This window comes from Rothia endophytica (assembly GCF_039543885.1).
In the GTDB taxonomy this organism is placed as follows: Bacteria; Actinomycetota; Actinomycetes; order Actinomycetales; family Micrococcaceae; genus Rothia; species Rothia endophytica.
Genome location: NZ_BAABKP010000001.1, coordinates 1206598 through 1225243 on the forward strand (window position 1 = coordinate 1206598; position 18646 = coordinate 1225243).

18 protein-coding genes are annotated in these 18646 nt (G+C 55.4%); 11 read left to right on the forward strand and 7 right to left on the reverse strand.

From position 1 onward, the window contains the following. Positions 1 to 224: 224 nt before the first annotated feature. Positions 225 to 1823, reverse strand: a complete 1599-nt coding sequence (gene abc-f / locus ABD982_RS05465) for a ribosomal protection-like ABC-F family protein (protein WP_345445384.1) — start codon at positions 1821 to 1823, stop codon at positions 225 to 227. A gap of 196 nt (positions 1824 to 2019) precedes the next feature. On the opposite strand from abc-f, the gene ABD982_RS05470 reads away from it, so the two are divergent. The 9 genes from ABD982_RS05470 to ABD982_RS05510 all read left to right on the forward strand — a co-directional run bounded on the left by ABD982_RS05470 (position 2020) and on the right by ABD982_RS05510 (position 11077). Further along, positions 2020 to 2607 (forward strand): biotin transporter BioY, encoded by a 588-nt coding sequence (locus ABD982_RS05470; RefSeq protein ID WP_345445386.1) that lies wholly within the window; start codon positions 2020 to 2022, stop codon positions 2605 to 2607. Between the two features lie 10 nt (positions 2608 to 2617). Next, entirely contained in the window at positions 2618 to 3427 is an 810-nt protein-coding gene (locus ABD982_RS05475) for an energy-coupling factor ABC transporter ATP-binding protein (protein WP_345445388.1), read from the forward strand. Continuing rightward, entirely contained in the window at positions 3424 to 4047 is a 624-nt protein-coding gene (locus ABD982_RS05480; RefSeq protein ID WP_345445390.1) for an energy-coupling factor transporter transmembrane component T family protein, read from the forward strand. The genes ABD982_RS05475 and ABD982_RS05480 overlap by 4 nt, the downstream gene beginning before the upstream one ends. A 106-nt stretch (positions 4048 to 4153) precedes the next feature. Continuing rightward, a complete protein-coding gene (gene ypfJ / locus ABD982_RS05485; protein WP_345445392.1) occupies positions 4154 to 5077 on the forward strand; it encodes a KPN_02809 family neutral zinc metallopeptidase in 924 nt (307 codons plus the stop codon). A 252-nt stretch (positions 5078 to 5329) separates the two neighbouring features. Continuing rightward, entirely contained in the window at positions 5330 to 7084 is a 1755-nt protein-coding gene (locus ABD982_RS05490) for an ABC transporter ATP-binding protein (RefSeq protein WP_345445394.1), read from the forward strand. Next, complete coding sequence (locus ABD982_RS05495; protein WP_345445396.1) at positions 7081 to 8997, forward strand: ABC transporter ATP-binding protein; 1917 nt, start codon at positions 7081 to 7083, stop codon at positions 8995 to 8997. Before ABD982_RS05490 ends, ABD982_RS05495 begins: the two co-directional genes overlap by 4 nt. 86 nt (positions 8998 to 9083) lie before the next feature. Continuing rightward, entirely contained in the window at positions 9084 to 9608 is a 525-nt protein-coding gene (locus tag ABD982_RS05500) for a mycothiol transferase (protein WP_345445398.1), read from the forward strand. A 91-nt stretch (positions 9609 to 9699) separates the two neighbouring features. Next, positions 9700 to 10458, forward strand: a complete 759-nt coding sequence (locus ABD982_RS05505) for an SDR family oxidoreductase (RefSeq protein WP_345445400.1) — start codon at positions 9700 to 9702, stop codon at positions 10456 to 10458. Further along, positions 10448 to 11077: a DJ-1/PfpI family protein gene (locus ABD982_RS05510; protein ID WP_345445402.1), complete on the forward strand. Its 630-nt coding sequence runs from the start codon at positions 10448 to 10450 to the stop codon at positions 11075 to 11077. The genes ABD982_RS05505 and ABD982_RS05510 overlap by 11 nt, the downstream gene beginning before the upstream one ends. A gap of 184 nt (positions 11078 to 11261) precedes the next feature. Here ABD982_RS05510 and ABD982_RS05515 read toward each other — a convergent pair whose 3' ends face one another. The 6 genes from ABD982_RS05515 to ABD982_RS05540 form a co-directional block, all read right to left on the reverse strand. Continuing rightward, positions 11262 to 11423 (reverse strand): SUMF1/EgtB/PvdO family nonheme iron enzyme, encoded by a 162-nt coding sequence (locus ABD982_RS05515; protein ID WP_345445404.1) that lies wholly within the window; start codon positions 11421 to 11423, stop codon positions 11262 to 11264. 475 nt (positions 11424 to 11898) lie between these two features. Beyond that, positions 11899 to 12228 carry a metal-sulfur cluster assembly factor gene (locus ABD982_RS05520; protein ID WP_237202692.1) on the reverse strand — a complete coding sequence of 110 codons (330 nt, stop codon included), beginning with the start codon at positions 12226 to 12228 and terminating at the stop codon, positions 11899 to 11901. 28 nt (positions 12229 to 12256) lie between these two features. Then, positions 12257 to 13015 (reverse strand): Fe-S cluster assembly ATPase SufC, encoded by a 759-nt coding sequence (gene sufC, locus ABD982_RS05525; protein WP_251379978.1) that lies wholly within the window; start codon positions 13013 to 13015, stop codon positions 12257 to 12259. 27 nt (positions 13016 to 13042) lie between these two features. Further along, positions 13043 to 14293: a Fe-S cluster assembly protein SufD gene (sufD, locus tag ABD982_RS05530; RefSeq protein ID WP_345445409.1), complete on the reverse strand. Its 1251-nt coding sequence runs from the start codon at positions 14291 to 14293 to the stop codon at positions 13043 to 13045. Beyond that, complete coding sequence (gene sufB, locus ABD982_RS05535; RefSeq protein ID WP_251379976.1) at positions 14294 to 15751, reverse strand: Fe-S cluster assembly protein SufB; 1458 nt, start codon at positions 15749 to 15751, stop codon at positions 14294 to 14296. A gap of 105 nt (positions 15752 to 15856) precedes the next feature. Beyond that, positions 15857 to 16648, reverse strand: a complete 792-nt coding sequence (locus ABD982_RS05540; protein WP_345445411.1) for a helix-turn-helix transcriptional regulator — start codon at positions 16646 to 16648, stop codon at positions 15857 to 15859. Between the two features lie 180 nt (positions 16649 to 16828). Between ABD982_RS05540 and ABD982_RS05545 the strand changes: the two genes are divergently transcribed. Together ABD982_RS05545 and ABD982_RS05550 are read left to right on the forward strand one after the other, a co-directional pair. Next, entirely contained in the window at positions 16829 to 17854 is a 1026-nt protein-coding gene (locus tag ABD982_RS05545) for an ABC transporter ATP-binding protein (RefSeq protein ID WP_345445413.1), read from the forward strand. After that, positions 17851 to 18624, forward strand: a complete 774-nt coding sequence (locus tag ABD982_RS05550) for an ABC transporter permease (protein WP_345445415.1) — start codon at positions 17851 to 17853, stop codon at positions 18622 to 18624. The genes ABD982_RS05545 and ABD982_RS05550 overlap by 4 nt, the downstream gene beginning before the upstream one ends. The last annotated feature ends 22 nt before the right edge of the window (positions 18625 to 18646 follow it).

Consider the following 18646-nt stretch of genomic DNA (forward strand, 5'->3'; position numbering starts at 1 on the left):
ACCCCTTTTCTCTTGTTATCAAACTGTGACCTTTGTTTGGAGCCGCAAAACCCACAGAACGCAATAATAATTATTATCTAACGTGACGGGGCAAACAAAGAGCATCTGTAAGAAACGGACATACAAGAATTTTGGTACGGACCAAGATTAGATTTAAAGAGACCCGCAAACACAGGGCATGCGGGCCTCTGCCCTCACTACTATGGGGCAGGTAACGTATCGGCTTAGGCCAGGGAGATGAGGTCCTGATATTCTTTACTCCACAGGTCCTCGACCGCATCTGGCAAAAGCAGCACGCGTTCAGGGTTCAGAGCTTCTACAGCACCTTCATCGTGGCTCACCATCACAATGGCACCCTGGTAGTTCTTCAGTGCATTAAGAATTTCCTCGCGGGAGGCTGGGTCAAGGTTGTTCGTCGGCTCATCCAACAAGAGAACGTTAGCGGATGAGGCCACCAGGGTTGCTAGTGACAAGCGGGTCTTTTCTCCACCGGAGAGCACGCCAGCTGGCTTATCAACGTCATCTCCGGAGAACAAGAAGGAACCCAGAACAGTGCGAACCTTGGTGTCATCAAGATCTGGAGCAGCAGTCTTCATATTTTCATAGACGGTGCGGTTGCCATCCAGAATCTCGTGTTCCTGAGCGAAGTAGCCGACCTTGGCTCCGTGGCCGTAAACAACCTCACCGGTATCGGGCTTGGTGGTTTTGGCGAGCATGCGCAATAACGTGGTCTTACCGGCGCCGTTGAAACCCAGCACCACCACACGCGAACCGCGATCAATAGCCAGATCGACATCGGTAAAGATTTCTAGTGAACCGTAGGACTTAGACAGCCCTTCAGCCGACAGCGGGGTTTTGCCGCAGGGTGCGGGGTCAGGGAAACGGATAGCAGCAACCTTATCCACCTGACGCTCATCCTCAAGGCCGCGCATCATCTTCTCTGCTCGTTTAATCATCTGCTGGGCAGCAACAGCCTTGGTCGCCTTAGCGCGCATCTTATTAGCCTGCTCCATGAGTGCTGAGGCCTTTTTCTGGGCGTTGGCGCGCTCACGCTTGCGCCGGGCTTCGTCCTGCTCGCGCTGTAGTAGATAGGTCTTCCACCCCATGTTGTAAATATCAATGACGCAGCGGTTAGCATCCAGGTAGAAGACCTTGTTCACTACCAGTTCCATCAGTTCAACGTCGTGGCTAATGACCAGAATGCCACCCGAGTAGTTTTTGAGGAAGTCTCGCAACCAGACCACTGAATCAGCATCTAAATGGTTGGTCGGTTCATCCAGCAACATGGTATCTGCATTGGCAAAGAGAATGCGGGCTAGCTCAACACGGCGACGCTGGCCGCCAGATAGAGTTGAGAGAGGCTGGTTGAGCACGCGCTCAGGAAGGTCAAGATTGGCGGTAATGGTCGCAGCTTCTGACTCAGCTGCATAGCCGCCACCGCTGATGAATTCAGCTTCTAGGCGGTCATAGCGGCGCATCCCCTTGGCATGAACGGCCGGGTCTTCACTAGCCATCATTTCCTGTGTCTCACGCATCTTCCGCGCTACACCGTCAAGGCCGCGGGCAGAGAAAATGCGGTCCCTGGCCAGCTGGGTCATATCATCGACTTTAGGGTCCTGGGGCAGATAGCCGATAGTGCCACCGCGGGTCACCGAACCGTCAGCCGGCAGGGTGAGACCAGCCAGAACCTTTGTCATAGTTGTTTTACCCGCACCGTTACGCCCCACCAGGCCCACCTTGTCACCTTTATCGATACGGAAGGTGACGTCTTCCATCAGCAGGCGGGCGCCAGCACGAAGTTCTAGATTTGTAACGGTGAGCAAGGTCATCCTTTGGTTAGGTGTAATGCGCGCACCGGGCTGTGCGCCAACTTTCCATTCTAGGGGTTCAAGGCTAGTGCGTCAGCGCCCAGCACCGGCGTGGTTACTCACATCCACCAGCTACAGACCTCAGGCCCGATAGCACCAGCGCCTGTCAACGCTTTGAACACTGTTCAAAAAAAGGTTTATAGTAGTGCACATGACAACAACCCACCACCGCACTAGTACCACGAATCTCGGACGCGACCTGGCTCTAATCGCAGTCTTTGCCGCCTTCATAGCGGTCTGCGCCCTTCTGCCCGCCGTGTCAGTAGGCCCTGCCGCGGTTCCCATTACCTTGCAAACCCTAGCCATTTACACCACCGCCCTCATCCTGGGCGGTAAGCGTGCAGCTTTCGCCGTGATCCTCTACCTCGTAGCGGGCCTGCTAGGATTACCTATCTTTGCGCGCGGCGGCGCAGGCTTTGGCACCATTGCCAGTCCCTCATTTGGCTATCTGCTGGGATTTGTCCCCGGCGCCTTTATCGCAGGCTACCTCTCCCATCTGGCTCTGCGCCTGTACGGTAACAAAAAGTCTCAATTCATCCACCAGCTAGGAGCAGTCCTGGCAGGTTTCGCGGTCATCCAGATTTTCGGTATCGCGGGCATGATGATTAACGCAAACCTCTCACTCCAAGCAGCAGCGCTAGCGGCCACCCTCTACATTCCCGGCGATCTCATTAAATGCGCCCTTGCTATTGTGGTCGCTCTAGCAGTACACCGCGCTTTCCCAGCTCTCTCACGTTAGGTTAACCCACGTGTTCTTTCGCCGTAGCGAGGCCAAAACACCGTCCGTAGAATTTTCTATGGACGGTGTTTTAGCAACCCGTAACGCCACCGTCACCGTTGAGACAGGCACTGAGCAGCGCACCATCTTGCACGATATAACGGTGAGTCTTTCTTCCCCCACCACAGCGGTATTGGGTCTCAACGGATCCGGCAAATCCACCTTCTTGAGGCTATTCAACGGGTTGAGCGAGCTGAGTTCTGGCGGGGTGACAGTGCATGGTGTTGATGTCTACACCAATATTCGGGCAGTGCGCCAGCACGTAGGTTTGCTCTTTTCAGACCCGCAGGCGCAGCTGATTATGCCCACCGCTGCCGAAGATGTTGAACTCTCCCTGCAGCACATCAAAGACAGAGACACCCGCCGGGCAGCTGCTCTGGACGCCCTGCGAGCGCGGGGTCTTGAACATAGGGCTACTGATTCGGTGTTCAGCCTGTCAGGTGGAGAAAAACAGCTGGCCGCCCTAACCTCGGTGTTGGCGGTTGAGCCTCGCGTCCTGCTACTTGATGAACCGACAACCCTCTTGGATTTGCGCAATAGATTAAGGTTATCAGCCCTGCTGAAGGATCTGCCTCAGCAGTTAGTAATCTCGACTCATGATCTGGAGCTAGCAGCCCAGTGTGAGGAGGCTTTGGTAATTCACGAGGGGCGTTTGCTCGAGCAGGGGCCTGCAGGGCAGGTCATTGATGCCTACAAGGGCTGGTGTGCGGGCGGGTTCCCTAAGCCTTGGCAGCCCCGTGCGTTAGAGGTTTCAGATACGGATGGCCAGGTCGATGAATGAAACTGACCAATCATCTATTTGGCACTTATACCCCTCTAGATAGCCCCCTCCACCGGCTAGCCCTGAAGTATAAGGGCGCTTTTATCTTTCTTTTGGCTCTGTTACTTGCTGCAACACAGCACTGGGGTGTTGGTTTGGGTGCCCTGCTCCTGGTGATAGCGCTGGGGTTTTGCGCTCGCATTCCGGTCTCTCACTGGTGGCAGGCAGTGCGTTCACTCTGGCTTCTTCTAGCAATCCTGACGGCCTACTATCTCTTTTCAGGCAAAGTAGAAACTGGCGCTGACGTTCTGCTGACACTGTTGACCATGATTTTTGCCTCCAAAATTTTGCTCTGGAGCACCCCTATGCCGGTCATCATTGACGGTTTTATCTGGCTCTGCACCCCCTTGCGGTGGGTGGGTGGTAGCCCGGAGACCGTTGGCTTAGCCTTAGCACTCATGGTTCGATCCATCCCCGTCATCATGGACCTGTGGAATGCACTGACGGTGGCAGTTATTGCACGGGGTGTGCGGGTCAGTTCATTCAGGCTCTTCACTCCCCTGGTCATTGCAACAGTTGCTTACTCCCATGAAACCGGCGATGCTCTAGCTGCAAGAGGCCTGGACCGTCCCGGTCACTAGGACTATTTCACCCCACCATCTGCTAGCACCGTACTACTTAGGTGATGCGGAAACTTTTGCTCGTGTCGAGCAGAGCGTAAGGGTCTGACTTCAATATGCTGTACCTATGATGGCTTTCAAAGAAAATTCACAGCTTAATACTGACCGGGTACGCCGCAGCGGTGGCGGGGGTAGCACCGGTATGAAGGTGGGCGGCGGCTTGGGCGGCATGCTACTTGTCTTAGCCGTAGGCGTGTTCTTCGGCCAGGATGGTCTCAACATGCTCAACCGGGTCACCGGCGGTAGCTCTTTTGATTATTCGAATGTGAGCACCGATTCTGAGGACCAGCTCCAGAATGAATGCAAGACCGGTGAGGATGCTAACAACATCACCGACTGCAACATGGTGGGTACCGCTAACTCTCTGGATTACTTCTGGCAAGATGCTCTGCCTGCAGCTACCGGGACTGCCTACGCACCACCGGTACTCCAGCTCTTTAGCGGTGGAGTTAACACCGGCTGCGGTGGCGCGTCTAGCGCTGTTGGCCCCTTCTACTGCCCCGTAGATCAGACTGCGTATGTGGATACCAGCTTTTTTGAGACCATGAAGACCCAGTTGGGCGCAACCGGCGGTCAGGCAGCCGAGCAGTACGTGCTGGCCCACGAGTTCGGTCACCATATTCAAAACCAGCTGGGCGATTTGAAGTACTCTCAGTATGACCCCAAGGGTGCTGACTCGGGTGCAGTACGTGTTGAGCTCCAGGCAGATTGCTACGCAGGTCTTTGGGCCCGTGAAGCGCAGAACGACACCGAATCTCCCGTTCAGCTGGAACCTCTCACTGAAAGTGAACTGGAAACCATTATCAACGCCACCGAGGTGATTGGCGATGACCACATCCAGATGACCAGTCAGGGCCACACCGACAGCTCTACCTACACCCACGGCACCAGTGCTCAGCGCACCGCCTGGTACATGGCAGGTTATAACTCGGGTGATATGGCTCAGTGCAATACTTTTGAGGCCAAGGATTTGAACAACCCGGGTGCCTAGAACCTTCTAGCTCATAGCCAAGGGCGCCGAGGTACAGCTTAGATTGTTGAGCTGCACCCCGACGTCCTTTTGCTTCTCTTATCCCTCATAATGCCACAACGTGGCAGAGAGAACAGTGCAGAAGTGAAAGATTCCTGCCCAAGGTCATCTTTTGCAGGAATAATAGAAGAGATTTAAAAATACTTAGCTGTCTCTCGCAGCATTCAAGGGCGGGTCAAGAGCACTCAGTATCTACCTGTTGAAACGGACACCATGAAATTTCATCATTTTATTCATCGGCGGGAGTGGACGCTCGCGCTACTCGCTGTGCTGATGATTGTTGCCCAGGTTTATCTTGACCTGCGGGTTCCTGAGTATATGGAACACATTACCGTCACCATCTCCACCCCGGGCAGCCAACTGGCTGATGTCATGGAGCACGGCTGGCTCATGCTGGCTGCCGCAGCGGGGTCTATGGTGGCGGCCATCATTACGGGTTTCTGCACAGCCTTGTTTGGAACTACCGTAGCCCGCCGCATGCGTGCCGGTGTTTTTGATAAGACTTTTGACATGTCCTCGGCAGAGGTCAACTCCATTGGCACTGACAGCCTCATTACCCGCTCCACCAATGATGTTACCCAGGTTCAGATGTTCATCGTCATGGGTCTGCAAATGAGCGTGAAAGCTCCGATTATGGCGGTCTGGGCAAGCTCAAAAATCGCTAGTGAATCGGTCACCTGGACCATTCCCACCGCCGTGGCTGTTGGCCTCACTCTGCTAGTCTTGGGCATCGCCATGGCACTGGCTATCCCCCGCATGATGCGCATGCAGAAAATTACCGATGGGCTCAACCGGGTCACCCGCGAGCACCTGACGGGTCTGCGCGTCATCCGTGCCTACCTGACCCAGAGCTTCCACCGGAAGCGGTTTGAAGCAGTCAACATGGACCTGCGCAACACCACTCTGTTCGTCAACACCACCATGGCCTTCATCATGCCCATGCTGACCGCGATTATGACTGGCCTTTCTCTTTCCATCTATGTGCTGGGCGCTGTGCTCATCAATGACACTCCCGACGTTAACCAGCGCATCACCCTCTTTGGTCAGATGGTGGTTTTCTCAACCTATGCCCTGCTAGTGGTCACCAGTTTCATGATGATGACCGTCGTCTTCATCATGGGGCCAAGGGCGCTCGTTGCCTGGCGCCGTATTAGGGAAGTTCTGCGCACCGAGCCCTCCATTACGAGTGGTTCAGTCACCTCGGGCAGCGCCACCGCTGGCACGGTGGAGTTCCGTAACGTGAGCTTCCGATACCCAAGTGCTGATGGGGACGCTCTCCACGAGCTCAGCTTCATGGCCTCCCCCGGCGAAACCGTCGCTCTCATTGGTTCAACAGGTTCTGGCAAGTCTTCAGTGGTGAACCTCATTCCCCGCTTCTACGATGTTCGTGAGGGTGCAGTTCTGGTGGACGGCGTGGACGTGCGCGAGTGGAATCTCGAAGAACTGCGCAACCGCATTGCCTACGTCCCCCAGAAAAACACACTGTTCTCTGGCTCTATCGCCTCCAACATCGCGCTGGGCGAGAATGGGCGTGCCATGAGCGCCCAGGACGTGGTCAGTGCAGCTACCGCAGCATCGGTTGCTGAATTTGTGGGCGGCAAAGAAGATGGTTACGCCTCTGTGGTGGCCCAAAACGGTAAGAACTTCTCGGGCGGTCAGAAACAGCGCATCTCCATGGCTCGAGCCCTGGCACGTGGCGGAGAAATCCTCATCTTTGATGACTCTTTCTCAGCACTGGACTACAAAACCGAGCGAGATATCCGCCAAGCCCTCAAGACAGCGGCAGCCGGTGCTACCGTGCTGGTGGTAGCCCAGCGCATTGGTACCGTGCGCGATGCTGACCGAATCTTAGTATTGGATAAGGGCCGGATTGTAGGCAATGGAACTCATGAGACCCTTATGGCTACTAACGAGGTCTATCAGGATATTGCCCGCTCCCAGCTCTCTGATGAGGAACTCGCATCATGACCCAGCAAATACCAGCAACTCAGTCCTTTTCTGAGCAAGATTTAGAAACTGCCGCTCGGGGCATGTCCGCGGCGGGCCAGCTACGCGATAGCCAGCTAACCAGCGATAAGGGAATGATGCGCGGTGGGCACGGTGGACCGCCTGTTGCCCCTGCTGCATCAGTCTCTAACGCTCCCTTCAAGCAAACCATCGGCAAGCTCCTTGCCTACCTGCGTCCGGTTTTGCCGGCCATGATTCTTGCGATTATCGCGGCGATCATTGGGGTTATCCTCAATATCATCGCTCCCCAGTTCCTTGCCGACATCACCGATGAAATCCAGCAGGGCTTCATGGGCGATATCGATATGGCAGCCGTAAGCCGGCTCATGTGGATTTCCATCGCTCTTTTGGTCTGCTCGTTGCTCCTCAGCTTGGTAGAAGGCGTCATTATGGCGCGCTCCACCGTGTGGGTCTCTCAGAACATGCGCTCTGATTTAGACCGCAAAATCGATGCGCTCCCCCTTTCCTACCTGGATCAGGGATCAACCGGTGACACGCTCTCTCGCGTGACCAACGATGTTGACACCCTGCAGCAGACTCTTAACAACTCACTCGCCACTACCATTACCGGTGTAGTTACTCTGGTGGGCTCAACGGTCATGATGTTTGTGACTGACTGGCGTATGGCACTGGCTGCTATCCTGGCTTCTCTGCTGGGTATCGCGGCCTCCGGCTTTGTGCTCAGCAAGAGCCAGAAATACTTTGTGGCGCAACAGCAGTTATTGGGGCGCCTCAACGGCCATATTGAAGAAAGTCTCTCGGGGCACAGCATCATCCGCGCCTATAACGGCGAGCGCGGGGTGCGCCAGGAGTTCGCATCACGCAACGGTGAGCTCTACGGGGTGGCGTGGAAGTCCATGTTCTTCTCGGGCCTCATGTTCCCTCTGATGAGCTTCATCGGCAACTTGGGCTATGTGGTGGTCTGTGTGGTCGGTGCAATGCTGGTTCTTAATAACACCATTACCTTCGGTGTGATTGTTGCTTTCATTGTCTACGTCCGTCTGTTCACCAATCCCCTGGGCCAGCTGGCGCAGTCGGCGACCAGTTTGCAGTCTGCCGCTGCTGCTGGCGGTCGCGTCTTTGACTTCTTGGAGGCTGAGGAATTAGCCGACGAATCAGATAAGGCACTTATTCTCGATCCGGATGTCCGCGGCGCTGTCGACTTTGAGGATGTGAAGTTCAGTTATGAGCCGGGTAAGGAAATCATCCACGGTTTTACCGCCTCCGTGGAGCCAGGGCAGAAAGTTGCCATTGTGGGGCCAACCGGTGCCGGTAAAACAACGCTGGTGAATCTTTTGATGCGCTTCTATGAGGTGGACTCAGGCGAGATTCGCATCGACGGGGTACCCGTTTCTTCGATGACCCGAGAGCAGGTGGATGGCATCTTCGCTATGGTGCTTCAGGATACCTGGATGTTTGAGGGCACCTTGCGCGAAAACGTACTCTATGGAACCGGTGAGGTTTCCCCAGAGCGCTTGGATGCTGTGATGAAGTCCGTGGGTCTGGACGAGCTGGTCAGCCAGTTACACGATGGCTACGACACGGTACTCACTGATTCAACTGCCTTGTCTGCCGGGCAGAAGCAGCTGGTCACCATTGCCCGCGCCATGATCGCTGATAAGCCCCTGCTGATTTTGGACGAGGCCACCAGCTCGGTGGATACTCGCACCGAGTTGCTGATTCAGCGCTCGCTCGGTCAGCTGGCCCATGGCAAGACTTCCTTTGTGATTGCCCACCGTCTTTCTACCATTCGTGATGCTGATGTTATCTTCGCGATGCGGGACGGGGATATCGTCGAGTCCGGCTCTCACGCTGAGCTGTTAGAACGCGGCGGGTTCTATGAAGAGCTTTACAACAGCCAGTTCGCACAGTAGAGCTTTCGCGGAAATCTTAGAAGCGGCACTGGGTACAACGTACCTGGTGCCGCTTCTATTATGTCCAGACTTGTTATGCTGGGCTCATGAAGACACCCTTAGTTGATCCGCCGCTTGCGGGCAACGAAAAAGAGGTAGTGCTGGGCTACATCGCCTTCCAGCAGGACGTTTTCTTGCGCAAACTTCAAGCATCTGACGGAAGCTGGTTGGCCGAGGATGCTCTCAGCCGCGTGTTGCCACCCAGCAGCATGACGCTGAAAGGTATGGCCGCCCACCTCTGGTTCGTTGAAGACTACTGGCGGGACTACATCCTGCTGGGCAACCCGGAAATGGAGCCCTGGGCATCTACCGACTGGGACGCTGATCCGGATGCTGACTGGCACAGCACTCTTTCCATCGAAACTATCATCGAAGAATTGAAACTCAGCACGAATAAGACCCGCAAGTTGCTACAGGGTACTGACTGGGATGACGTGAGTAAGAGAGCCACCGGGGAAGGCAACCACTTTTCCTACCGCTGGGTGGCTCTACATCTCATCGAGGAATGGGGCCGTCATCTGGGGCACGCTGACCTTCTGCGAGAAAATATCGACGGAGAAACCGGCGACTAAGCGCCGCTAATAGCTCATAGACTCGCGGGTTTGTTTTTGCCCAACCATCTCTCAGCTCGTTCGAGAGACTAGGCCAAGAGAAAGGCAAAAGATGTCAGAAAAACTAGCGATGATCACGGGAGTTGGCAGAAAGAAGGGTATCGGTTTTGCAATCGCTCAAGAACTGATGAACGATGGCTATGACCTAGTCATCAGCTATTGGTCAGCCTACGATGAACGGTTGGGCCTTGACCGCTCCCCCACCGACTTTGATGATCTGAAGACTATAGGCGAGCAACTGGGCCGTTCGGTTCACTGTGTTGAAGTTGATCTAGCCGATCCGCACTCAGCTACTGAACTTGTCGATAGAGCATTTTCTGACGGGGATGTAAGGGCCCTTGTGATGTCCCACTGCGAATCGGTTGATAGTGGCGTCCTGACCACCAGTCTGGAGGCCTGGGACGAGCATTTTGCAGTTAATGCTAGGGCGCCGTGGCTGCTCATCAAAAGATATGCCGAGCTCTCCAATCACGACCCCGAATGCATCAAGTCTGTTATCGCCCTGACCAGTGACCATACTGCCCATAATCTACCCTACGGCGCGTCCAAGGGAGCGCTGGACCGCTTGGTGATTGCTAGTGGCGTTGAACTTGGTGGGCAGGGTTTCAGGTGCAATGTGCTTAATCCTGGCCCTGTCAATACGGGCTGGATGACCGGTGACCTCGAGGGGCAGCTAACAACGATGACTCCAGCAGGAAGATTGGGCACAACCGAGGACGTCGCTCATCTCGTGAGCTTCCTTTGCTCAGAAAAGGGATCCTGGGTCAACGGCCAACTGCTGCATACAAACGGTGGCTTCAATGCTGGTTAGCAGTGACGTTGCGATGTCAGATAAAAAGGCAATAGCAGTTATCCTCTTCGATGGCTTTGAGCTTCTGGACGTTTTTGGGCCGGTGGAGCTGTTGCAGTTTGTGCCTCATTACCACCTTGAGTTCTATGCACCCTCCCCTGGAAAAGTACGCAGTTCTCAGGGTATTGAGGTCATAGCTTCTCGTGCTTTGACAGATTTAGGAAGGGCCGACATGCTTTTCGTGCCTGGCGGCAAAGGAACCCGGGCCCTGGTCAATAATCAAGAGTTTATAGAACGGCTAAACCTACTGGGCAAAAACAGCGCCACCGTTGCTTCCGTCTGCACCGGCGCAGCTCTTCTTGCCCAGGCTGGCCTGCTCTCAGGGTATAGGGCAACCACTAACAAACGGGCCTACCACTGGGTTACCGGTTTTGGCCCTGATGTTTCGTGGCAACCTTCAGCCAGATGGGTGCAGGACCGTAGCCGCTGGACATCCTCTGGGATTTCAGCCGGTATCGATATGACAGCGGCTCTCATCGGTCACTTCGAAGGTCAAGTGGTATTACAAGAAATACTGAATCGAGCCGAGCTCACCGTAACAACAGATCCCTCACACGATCCCTTCGCAATCACGCCGTAAAGAAAAGCGACCCTCCTGGTTTTAGTCCGCAAACAAAGCAGGCTAGACACCAGAAGGGTCACCCTCAATGCTGAAGGTCAACCTTCGCTTATTTTTAGTTCAGCTCACCCAGTACGCGGAAGCCGAGCATATTGGCCACAGTTTATGAGGAGTAGTAAGCACTGCGGTAGTCCAGACGCAGGTTCTAGGGCTGGTAGTTCCAGGCACCAGCGCGCACCTGGTATCCGGTATCATCCACACAGGCCTGGAACCGGTTCACGGTCACTAGGGTCTGGGACATCGCAAACTGCTGGTCAATGGTGACTTGGCGCTGAGGGGTTTCAAAGTCACGGCGCGCTTCAGGCACGTTCCATTCATCGTGTTCTTCAGCCGTTAATCCCGCCAGTTAAGAACCTGCTGGGATGAATACCATGGTGGGGGTAGCTGCGCTACTTGAGAGAGCAGAGCACCTTTAAAAGTGAACAATCAGGGTCTATCCCTGCTTTAAGGGGGATATGTTGATCTTTCGTTAGATTCCTAGTCATAGTGTTTTATTGGCTCAGTTAGCGTGCGTTCGCGGCCAATAAATTCACCTATATTGTAGGTGAAATCTACACTCCTAATACCGCCATTCCTTATGACAACTAGTGCAGACTCTGCGCATACAGCCCCCATAAACCTCAACCAGAAATAGAATTTAATTGAGAATTGTAAAACTGTTCAAATTTTTAAAGTTCCATTAATTTTAGGGATAGGCTTCAAATAATCGTTATTTAATTTTTCAACAAAAAATTAGCCCGGAACTGATGCTATCAGTTCCGAGCTAATTTAGAATTGTGGGTTTAGATGTTGAACCCGAGGGCGCGCATCTGATCACGGCCGTCCTCAGTGATTCGTTCGGGACCCCACGGGGGCATCCACACCCAGTTGACGTGCCATTCATCAATCATGGTTTCCAGATTCTGCTGAATCTGTTCCTCGATGACATCCTGCAGGGGGCAGGCGGCGGTCGTTAGGGTCATATCGAGCACCAGTGCGCCCTCGTCGTTCCAGCGCATGCCGTAGAGCAGGCCCAGATCAACGATGTTCACACCGAGTTCGGGGTCGATGACGTTACTGAGGGCGTCCTCGATTTCTTCTTGGCTGGGGCGACCAGCTGGGGTTTCGCTCATGAGCGTTCCCTTCCTAAAAGCAGTGTGGTTACTTCTTACCGATGTAACGCTCGTAGCCTTCTTCTTCAAGGCGGTCAGCGAGCTCGGGGCCACCCTGCTCAACCATCTTGCCGTCAACGAAAACGTGCACGAAGTCAGGCTTGATGTAGCGCAGAATGCGGGTGTAGTGGGTAATCAGCATAACACCCATGTCGTTAGCCTGATGAGCGCGGTTCACGCCTTCAGAAACAACCTTGAGTGCGTCAACGTCCAGACCGGAGTCAGTCTCATCGAGGATGCCGAACTTGGGCTTGAGCAATTCAAGCTGCAGGATTTCGTGGCGCTTCTTCTCGCCGCCAGAGAAACCTTCGTTAACATTACGCGCGATAAAGGCGGGATCAATGGAAAGGTTTTCCATAGCGCCCTTAACGTCCTTGGTCCAGGTGCGCAGTGCGGGGGCTTCGCCGGCTACAGCGGTCTTTGCTGAACGCAGGAAGTTAGACATGGTGACGCCGGGGATTTCCACGGGGTACTGCATGGCCAGGAAGAGGCCGGCGCGGGCACGCTCGTCCACTGACATTTCGGTGACGTCTACGCCGTCCAGCAGGATTTCACCGGAGTCTACCTGGTATTTGGGGTGACCGGCGATGGTCGCAGCAAGCGTTGATTTGCCGGAGCCGTTGGGGCCCATAACGGCGTGAATTTCACCGGAGTTGATGGTAAGGTTCACGCCCTTGAGGATGGGCTTGGTATTTTCATCATCGAGGATGACGGATACGTGCAGGTCCTTGATTTCAAGGGTTGCCATGTTGGTTCTCCTAGAGAGGGTAAAAGATTAGTTGTTGCTGATGGCGAGTTCGGCTTCAAGAGCGTCCATGAGCTGCTCTTCGAGCGAATCGATGCCAATCTGCTGGATGATTTCGTTGAGGAAACCGCGGACCACCAGGCGGCGAGCTTCTTCAGCTGGGATACCGCGTGCCTGCAGGTACCACAGGTGGTCCTCATCAAGCTGCCCGGTGGTTGAAGCGTGACCGGCTCCAGCGATCAGGCCGGTTTCGATTTCCAGGTTGGGCACGGAGTCCGCACGGGGGCCGTCCTCAAGGATGAGGTTGCGGTTAAGTTCGTAGGTGTCGGTGCCTTCAGCTTCCTTACCAATCAGAACATCGCCAACCCATACAGCGTGGGCACCTCGACCCTGCAGAGCACCCTTGTAGGTCACGCGGGACTTGCAGTTGGGCACGGTGTGCGCCACAAAGAGACGGTTTTCAATGTGCTGGCCGGCGTCTACGAAGTAGAGGCCGTACATCTCAGTTTCAGCACCGGGCGCGCTGAAACGTGTGGAAGGGGTGACGCGCACGGTCTTGCCGCCCATAGAGATGTTCACATGCTTGAACTTGGCATCGCGGCCCAAAGCAGCGTATTGAGCGGACGCATGGACGGCGTCATCCTCCCACTGCTGCAGGGTGATAACGGTCAGCGATGATGAGTCACCTACCTTGAACTCAACGTTCTGGGACACCACGGCTGAACCGGTGTGGCGCAGTACGACCACAGCCTTCGAGAAAGGCTTGGTTTCTACCAGGATGTGCTGGGCAGCTGGTGCCATTTCGGTGCCCTTGATAGCAACCTCAATGTGACCTTCAAGCTCAGCTTCAGCAGGTACCGTAATGACGGTAGCCTCTGAGAAGTTGCTCCACGCGTTAGCTGCTACACGATCCTCGGGAACACCGGCTGAGCCGATACGTGAATCCTCACGACCAACAGTTTCCACGGTTACACCGGCGGGGGCTTCAACCTCGATGACGGGGGCGGTTCCGGTCAGAGCGTCAGTGTGCAAACCAGCAAGACGCTTAAGCGGGGTAAAGCGCCAATCTTCTTCACGGCCGGTCAGCGGCGCGAAATCTTCAACCTTGTATGAGGTCTTGCGCTCAGCGCGTGAGCCGTCAATCTCAGCCTTGTCGGTGTTGTGCTTTGAGACGCGGATGGTGTCATCAGCGGTGAGCTCTGAAGCGAGCTTCTCGCCTTCAACATCCATACCGGGAATCGCGGGGTTGTTGTGCCCCTGGTTTTCTTCGTTAGCCATCATTTAGCCTACGGATCCTTCCATCTGGAGTTCAATCAGGCGGTTCAGTTCAAGTGCGTATTCCATGGGCAGTTCACGCGCGATGGGCTCCACAAAACCGCGCACAATCATAGCCATCGCCTCGTCCTCAGGCAGACCGCGCTGCTGAAGGTAGAAGAGCTGCTCTTCTGACACGCGTGAAACGGTTGCCTCGTGGCCCATGGTGACATCGTCTTCACGGATATCTACATAGGGGTAGGTATCTGAGCGCGAGATGGTGTCTACCAACAGGGCGTCACAAACGACTGAGCTCTTGGCGTGGTGGGCGCCTTCGCGCACCTGGACCAGACCGCGGTAGGCGCTGCGTCCACCGTTACGTGCCACCGACTTAGACACAATGGTCGAGGAGGTGTTCGGGGCAATGTGAACCATCTTTGAGCCGGTGTCCTGGTGCTGACCTTCACCTGCGAAAGCGATGGAGAGGGTCTCGCCCTTAGCGTGCTCACCGACCATGTAGACAGCGGGGTACTTCTGGGTAACCTTAGAGCCGATGTTCCCATCGACCCATTCCATGGTGCCACCTTCGTGCACGATGGTGCGCTTGGTGACCAGGTTGTAGACGTTGTTGGACCAGTTCTGGATCGTGGTGTAGCGAACGCGGGCGTTCTTCTTGACTACGATTTCAACAACTGCTGAGTGCAGGGAGTCCGATGAGTAGATGGGGGCGGTGCAGCCTTCAATGTAGTGAACGTAAGAGCCTTCATCAGCAATGATGAGGGTACGCTCAAACTGGCCCATGTTCTCGGTATTAATGCGGAAGTAAGCCTGCAAGGGAATATCAACGTGGACGCCCGGCGGGACGTAAACGAACGATCCACCTGACCATACAGCGGTGTTCAGCGCAGCAAACTTGTTATCGCCGGCGGGTATCACGGAGCCAAAGTACTCTTCGAAGAACTCCGGGTGCTCTTTAAGGGCGGTGTCGGTGTCTAGGAAGATCACGCCCTGAGCTTCGAGGTCTTCGCGGATCTGGTGGTAGACAACCTCAGACTCGTACTGGGCAGCAACACCTGCGACCAGGCGCTCGCGTTCCGCTTCTGGAATACCCAGCTTCTCGTAGGTAGTGCGGATATCCTCGGGCAGGTCATCCCATGTCTTAGCCTGGCCCTCGGTTGAACGCACGAAGTACTTGATGTTATCGAAGTCGATACCCGATAGGTCAGCACCCCAGGTGGGCATGGGCTTGCGGTCGAAGAACTTCAGCGCCTTGAGGCGAAGGTCCAGCATCCACTGGGGCTCGCTCTTCTTGGCAGAGATGTCGCGCACGACGTCCTCATCCAGGCCGCGCTTCGCGGACTGGCCTGCCTCATCGGAGTCAAACCAGCCGTACTCGTAGGTACCGATGCCTTCGAGCTCGGGGTTTGCCTCCAGAATTTCGGAAATGACGGTGTTGTTGGCGTTCTGCTCAACCTGATTAGTCATTACGGCCTTTCTTGGTGGGTTTGCTTTCACGAGGTATGCGTGAAAGGTGTCTATCGTCCTCCGGCCGGTTTACCCGGCCAGTGGGCGGAAGTCTGTGGTGCTGGCTTAGGTGCCCGTCTGGTCCTGTGTCTTTGGTGTTGGTAGGACGCTTGGTTCTGGTAGCTCCACCCTGCCCAGGGGGATGTGGGTGGTGCAGACGTGGGCGCCCTGAGCCATGGTGGATAGTCTGCGTACATCCACCCCTAACAGATCAGCGATAATCTGTGTTTCCTGATCGCAGAAGACTGTGAAGTCCTGAGCTAGATCCCGCACAGGGCAGTGACCTTGGCAAAGCTGAATACTGGCCAGTAGGTGCTCAGGGAGGCGGGCAGCCGCAGAGGTTGGAGGGCTCATCACATTAGCGCTGGCCACGAATCCGTCGCGGGTCATGGCTTCTGCTAGAGCCTTGGCCCGGTCGGCAATCTCTGAGCCAGCCGCCTCAACGATGGGGCGGTAGCGGGCTTCCATTTCTGCTGCCCGCGCAGTGGCGAAGGACCGAAGAGCGTCGTCCCCTACCGCCTCTTGCAACATAGTGAGAGCTGAGCGGGCTATATCAAGGTAGTCGTTGCCCAGCTCTGAGTGCCCTCTGGGGGCAATGACGTAGCGTCGAGCTGGACGTCCGGCACCTGCACCTGGCTGCCGGTGGGTGGCGACCTCAATGAGGCGGTCTTTTTCAAGAGCGTCGAGGTGCCGCCTGACCGCTGCCGGGGTCAGGTTCAGGAGTTCACCCAGGTTGGCTGCAGAAACAGGGCCGTGGGTGAGAACTCCTTGTAGAACACGGTCTCGTGTTCTTTCCTCTGTTTCTGCAGGGCGCGCTGCTGTTACTGTCGGCTTGCGAGCTTTATCTGCGGAATACACAAGTAAAGTATGTCCTAATTCCCCCTGTGCGGTCTAGTTAGGCGAACCTATTTCTAAGGTCTTTCCAGTCACATTTTATGAATTACTCATAATTATCCTGGAGAAAGAGGGTTTAAAACCTATACCCCTTCCCTCCGTCATCTGACAGCATGGACGAGCAGAAAAGACTAGAATGGTCTGGTGACTATCCCGGTACTATCTCATCAGAATTCTGCGCGCGCCAGTGCGCCCGGCCCTGCCTTGCTGATTAATTCTCTGGTGAAGGAGTTCAAGCCCTCCAAAGAATTTGCCGCTAAAAACCCGCACCGTCTTACTGAAGATGGCTTGCACAGAGCCGTTGACGGAGTAAATCTCACCATTAACCGCGGCGAAGTCACTGTTCTACTGGGGGCCAACGGTGCTGGGAAAACCACCACCCTAGCCTGCGCCCAGGGTCTACTCAAACCCGATGGTGGCAGTGTAGAACTTCTCGGCAGCTCACCTTGGGGTGCGTCGCCAGAACTACGCTCACGCGTTGGGATTATGCTGCAGGACGGCGGCCTACCTCAGCACATGCGCCCCATACCCTTACTGCGCCACATCGCTCGCATGTACGCCCAGCCTCTTGATCTCGATGCCCTCGTAAAGAGACTGGGCATTGACACCTTCAACGGAACTACGGTACGCCGGCTTTCAGGCGGCCAGAAACAGCGAGTAGCACTTGCTGCTGCCATCATCGGTCAACCAGAACTTCTTTTTCTCGATGAGCCCACCGCGGGGCTTGATCCTCAGTCGCGTTCCGTCGTTTTTGACATCATCAGTGAGCTTCGGGACGCAGGGGTTGCGATTGCACTCACCACCCACCTGCTCGATGACGCCCAAAGAATTGCGGACCGGGTTTTTATGATTAAGCGAGGCACGGTGGTTCTGTCAGGGAGCATGGCAGAGGTGCTTGCCGCCGGCGGGAAGAATCAACAAACCCTAACCTTTACCGGTGGAACAGGTCTTCAGTTGGTAGACTTCCTCCCCCAGGCCCAAAGTGATGGCCTGGTCCTGCTTGAAAAAGCAGCGGGCCGCTACGAGATCAGCGGGGATATCAAGCCTCACCATTTGGTGGCTCTCACCAACTACTGGCAGAAACTCGGGGCAATCCCCACTGAATTCACGCTGGCACCGCGCACCCTTGAAGATATCTTCCTCGAACTATCCGGTAACGAGATCCGATGACACAGACCCGAACTCACAATGCCGCCTCACCCGTCGCCCGCGTGCTGGCTCAAGGCCGCTACGAGACCCTCGCCATGCTCAAAAACGGCGAGCAGCTCATGGTCAACCTCGCCTTCCCCATCATGGGCCTCTTGGCGCTCAATTACACTGCTTTCCTGGACCCCTGGGCAGAGCGTTACGGTATCTCCCGCATTGACGTAGCCGTCCCCGGCGTCCTCGCTTTGTGCGTCCTCTCAACTGCCCTATCAGGTCAGGGGATTGCCACCGGTTTTGACCGGCGCTATGGCGTCCTCCGGTTCATCTCTACCACCCCCCTCGGCAAAAGCGGCCTGATTCTCGGCAAAGTTTGTGCGGTGTTGACCATGCTGGCGCTTCAGTATTTTGTGATTGGAGCACTGGGCCAGCTTCTGGGGTGGACAGCCACAGTGCCCGGAGTCCTGCTCTCTTTACCTACGCTTTTGTTAGGGGCAGCCTGCTTCACCTCATTGGGGCTGTTCATTGCCGGAACGGTAAGGGCTGAAGCCACCCTGGCCATCGTCAATATGGCATGGGTTCTTCTGGCGGCGCTCGGTGGCATCCTCCTGCCAACCGACCGATATCCTGCCGCCATTGCACCACTCGTAGATGCACTGCCATCAGCCGCTCTGGGTAACGCCCTCCGCGGGGACTACATTTACCAAGATTTTTTTCTCATCCCCCACCTCATCCTTCTGCTCAGCGCGCTAGTCTTTAGCGCTCTGTGCGTTCGCTTCTTCAAATGGTCCGCCTAACAACTGTGAAGGTCGCACGTTC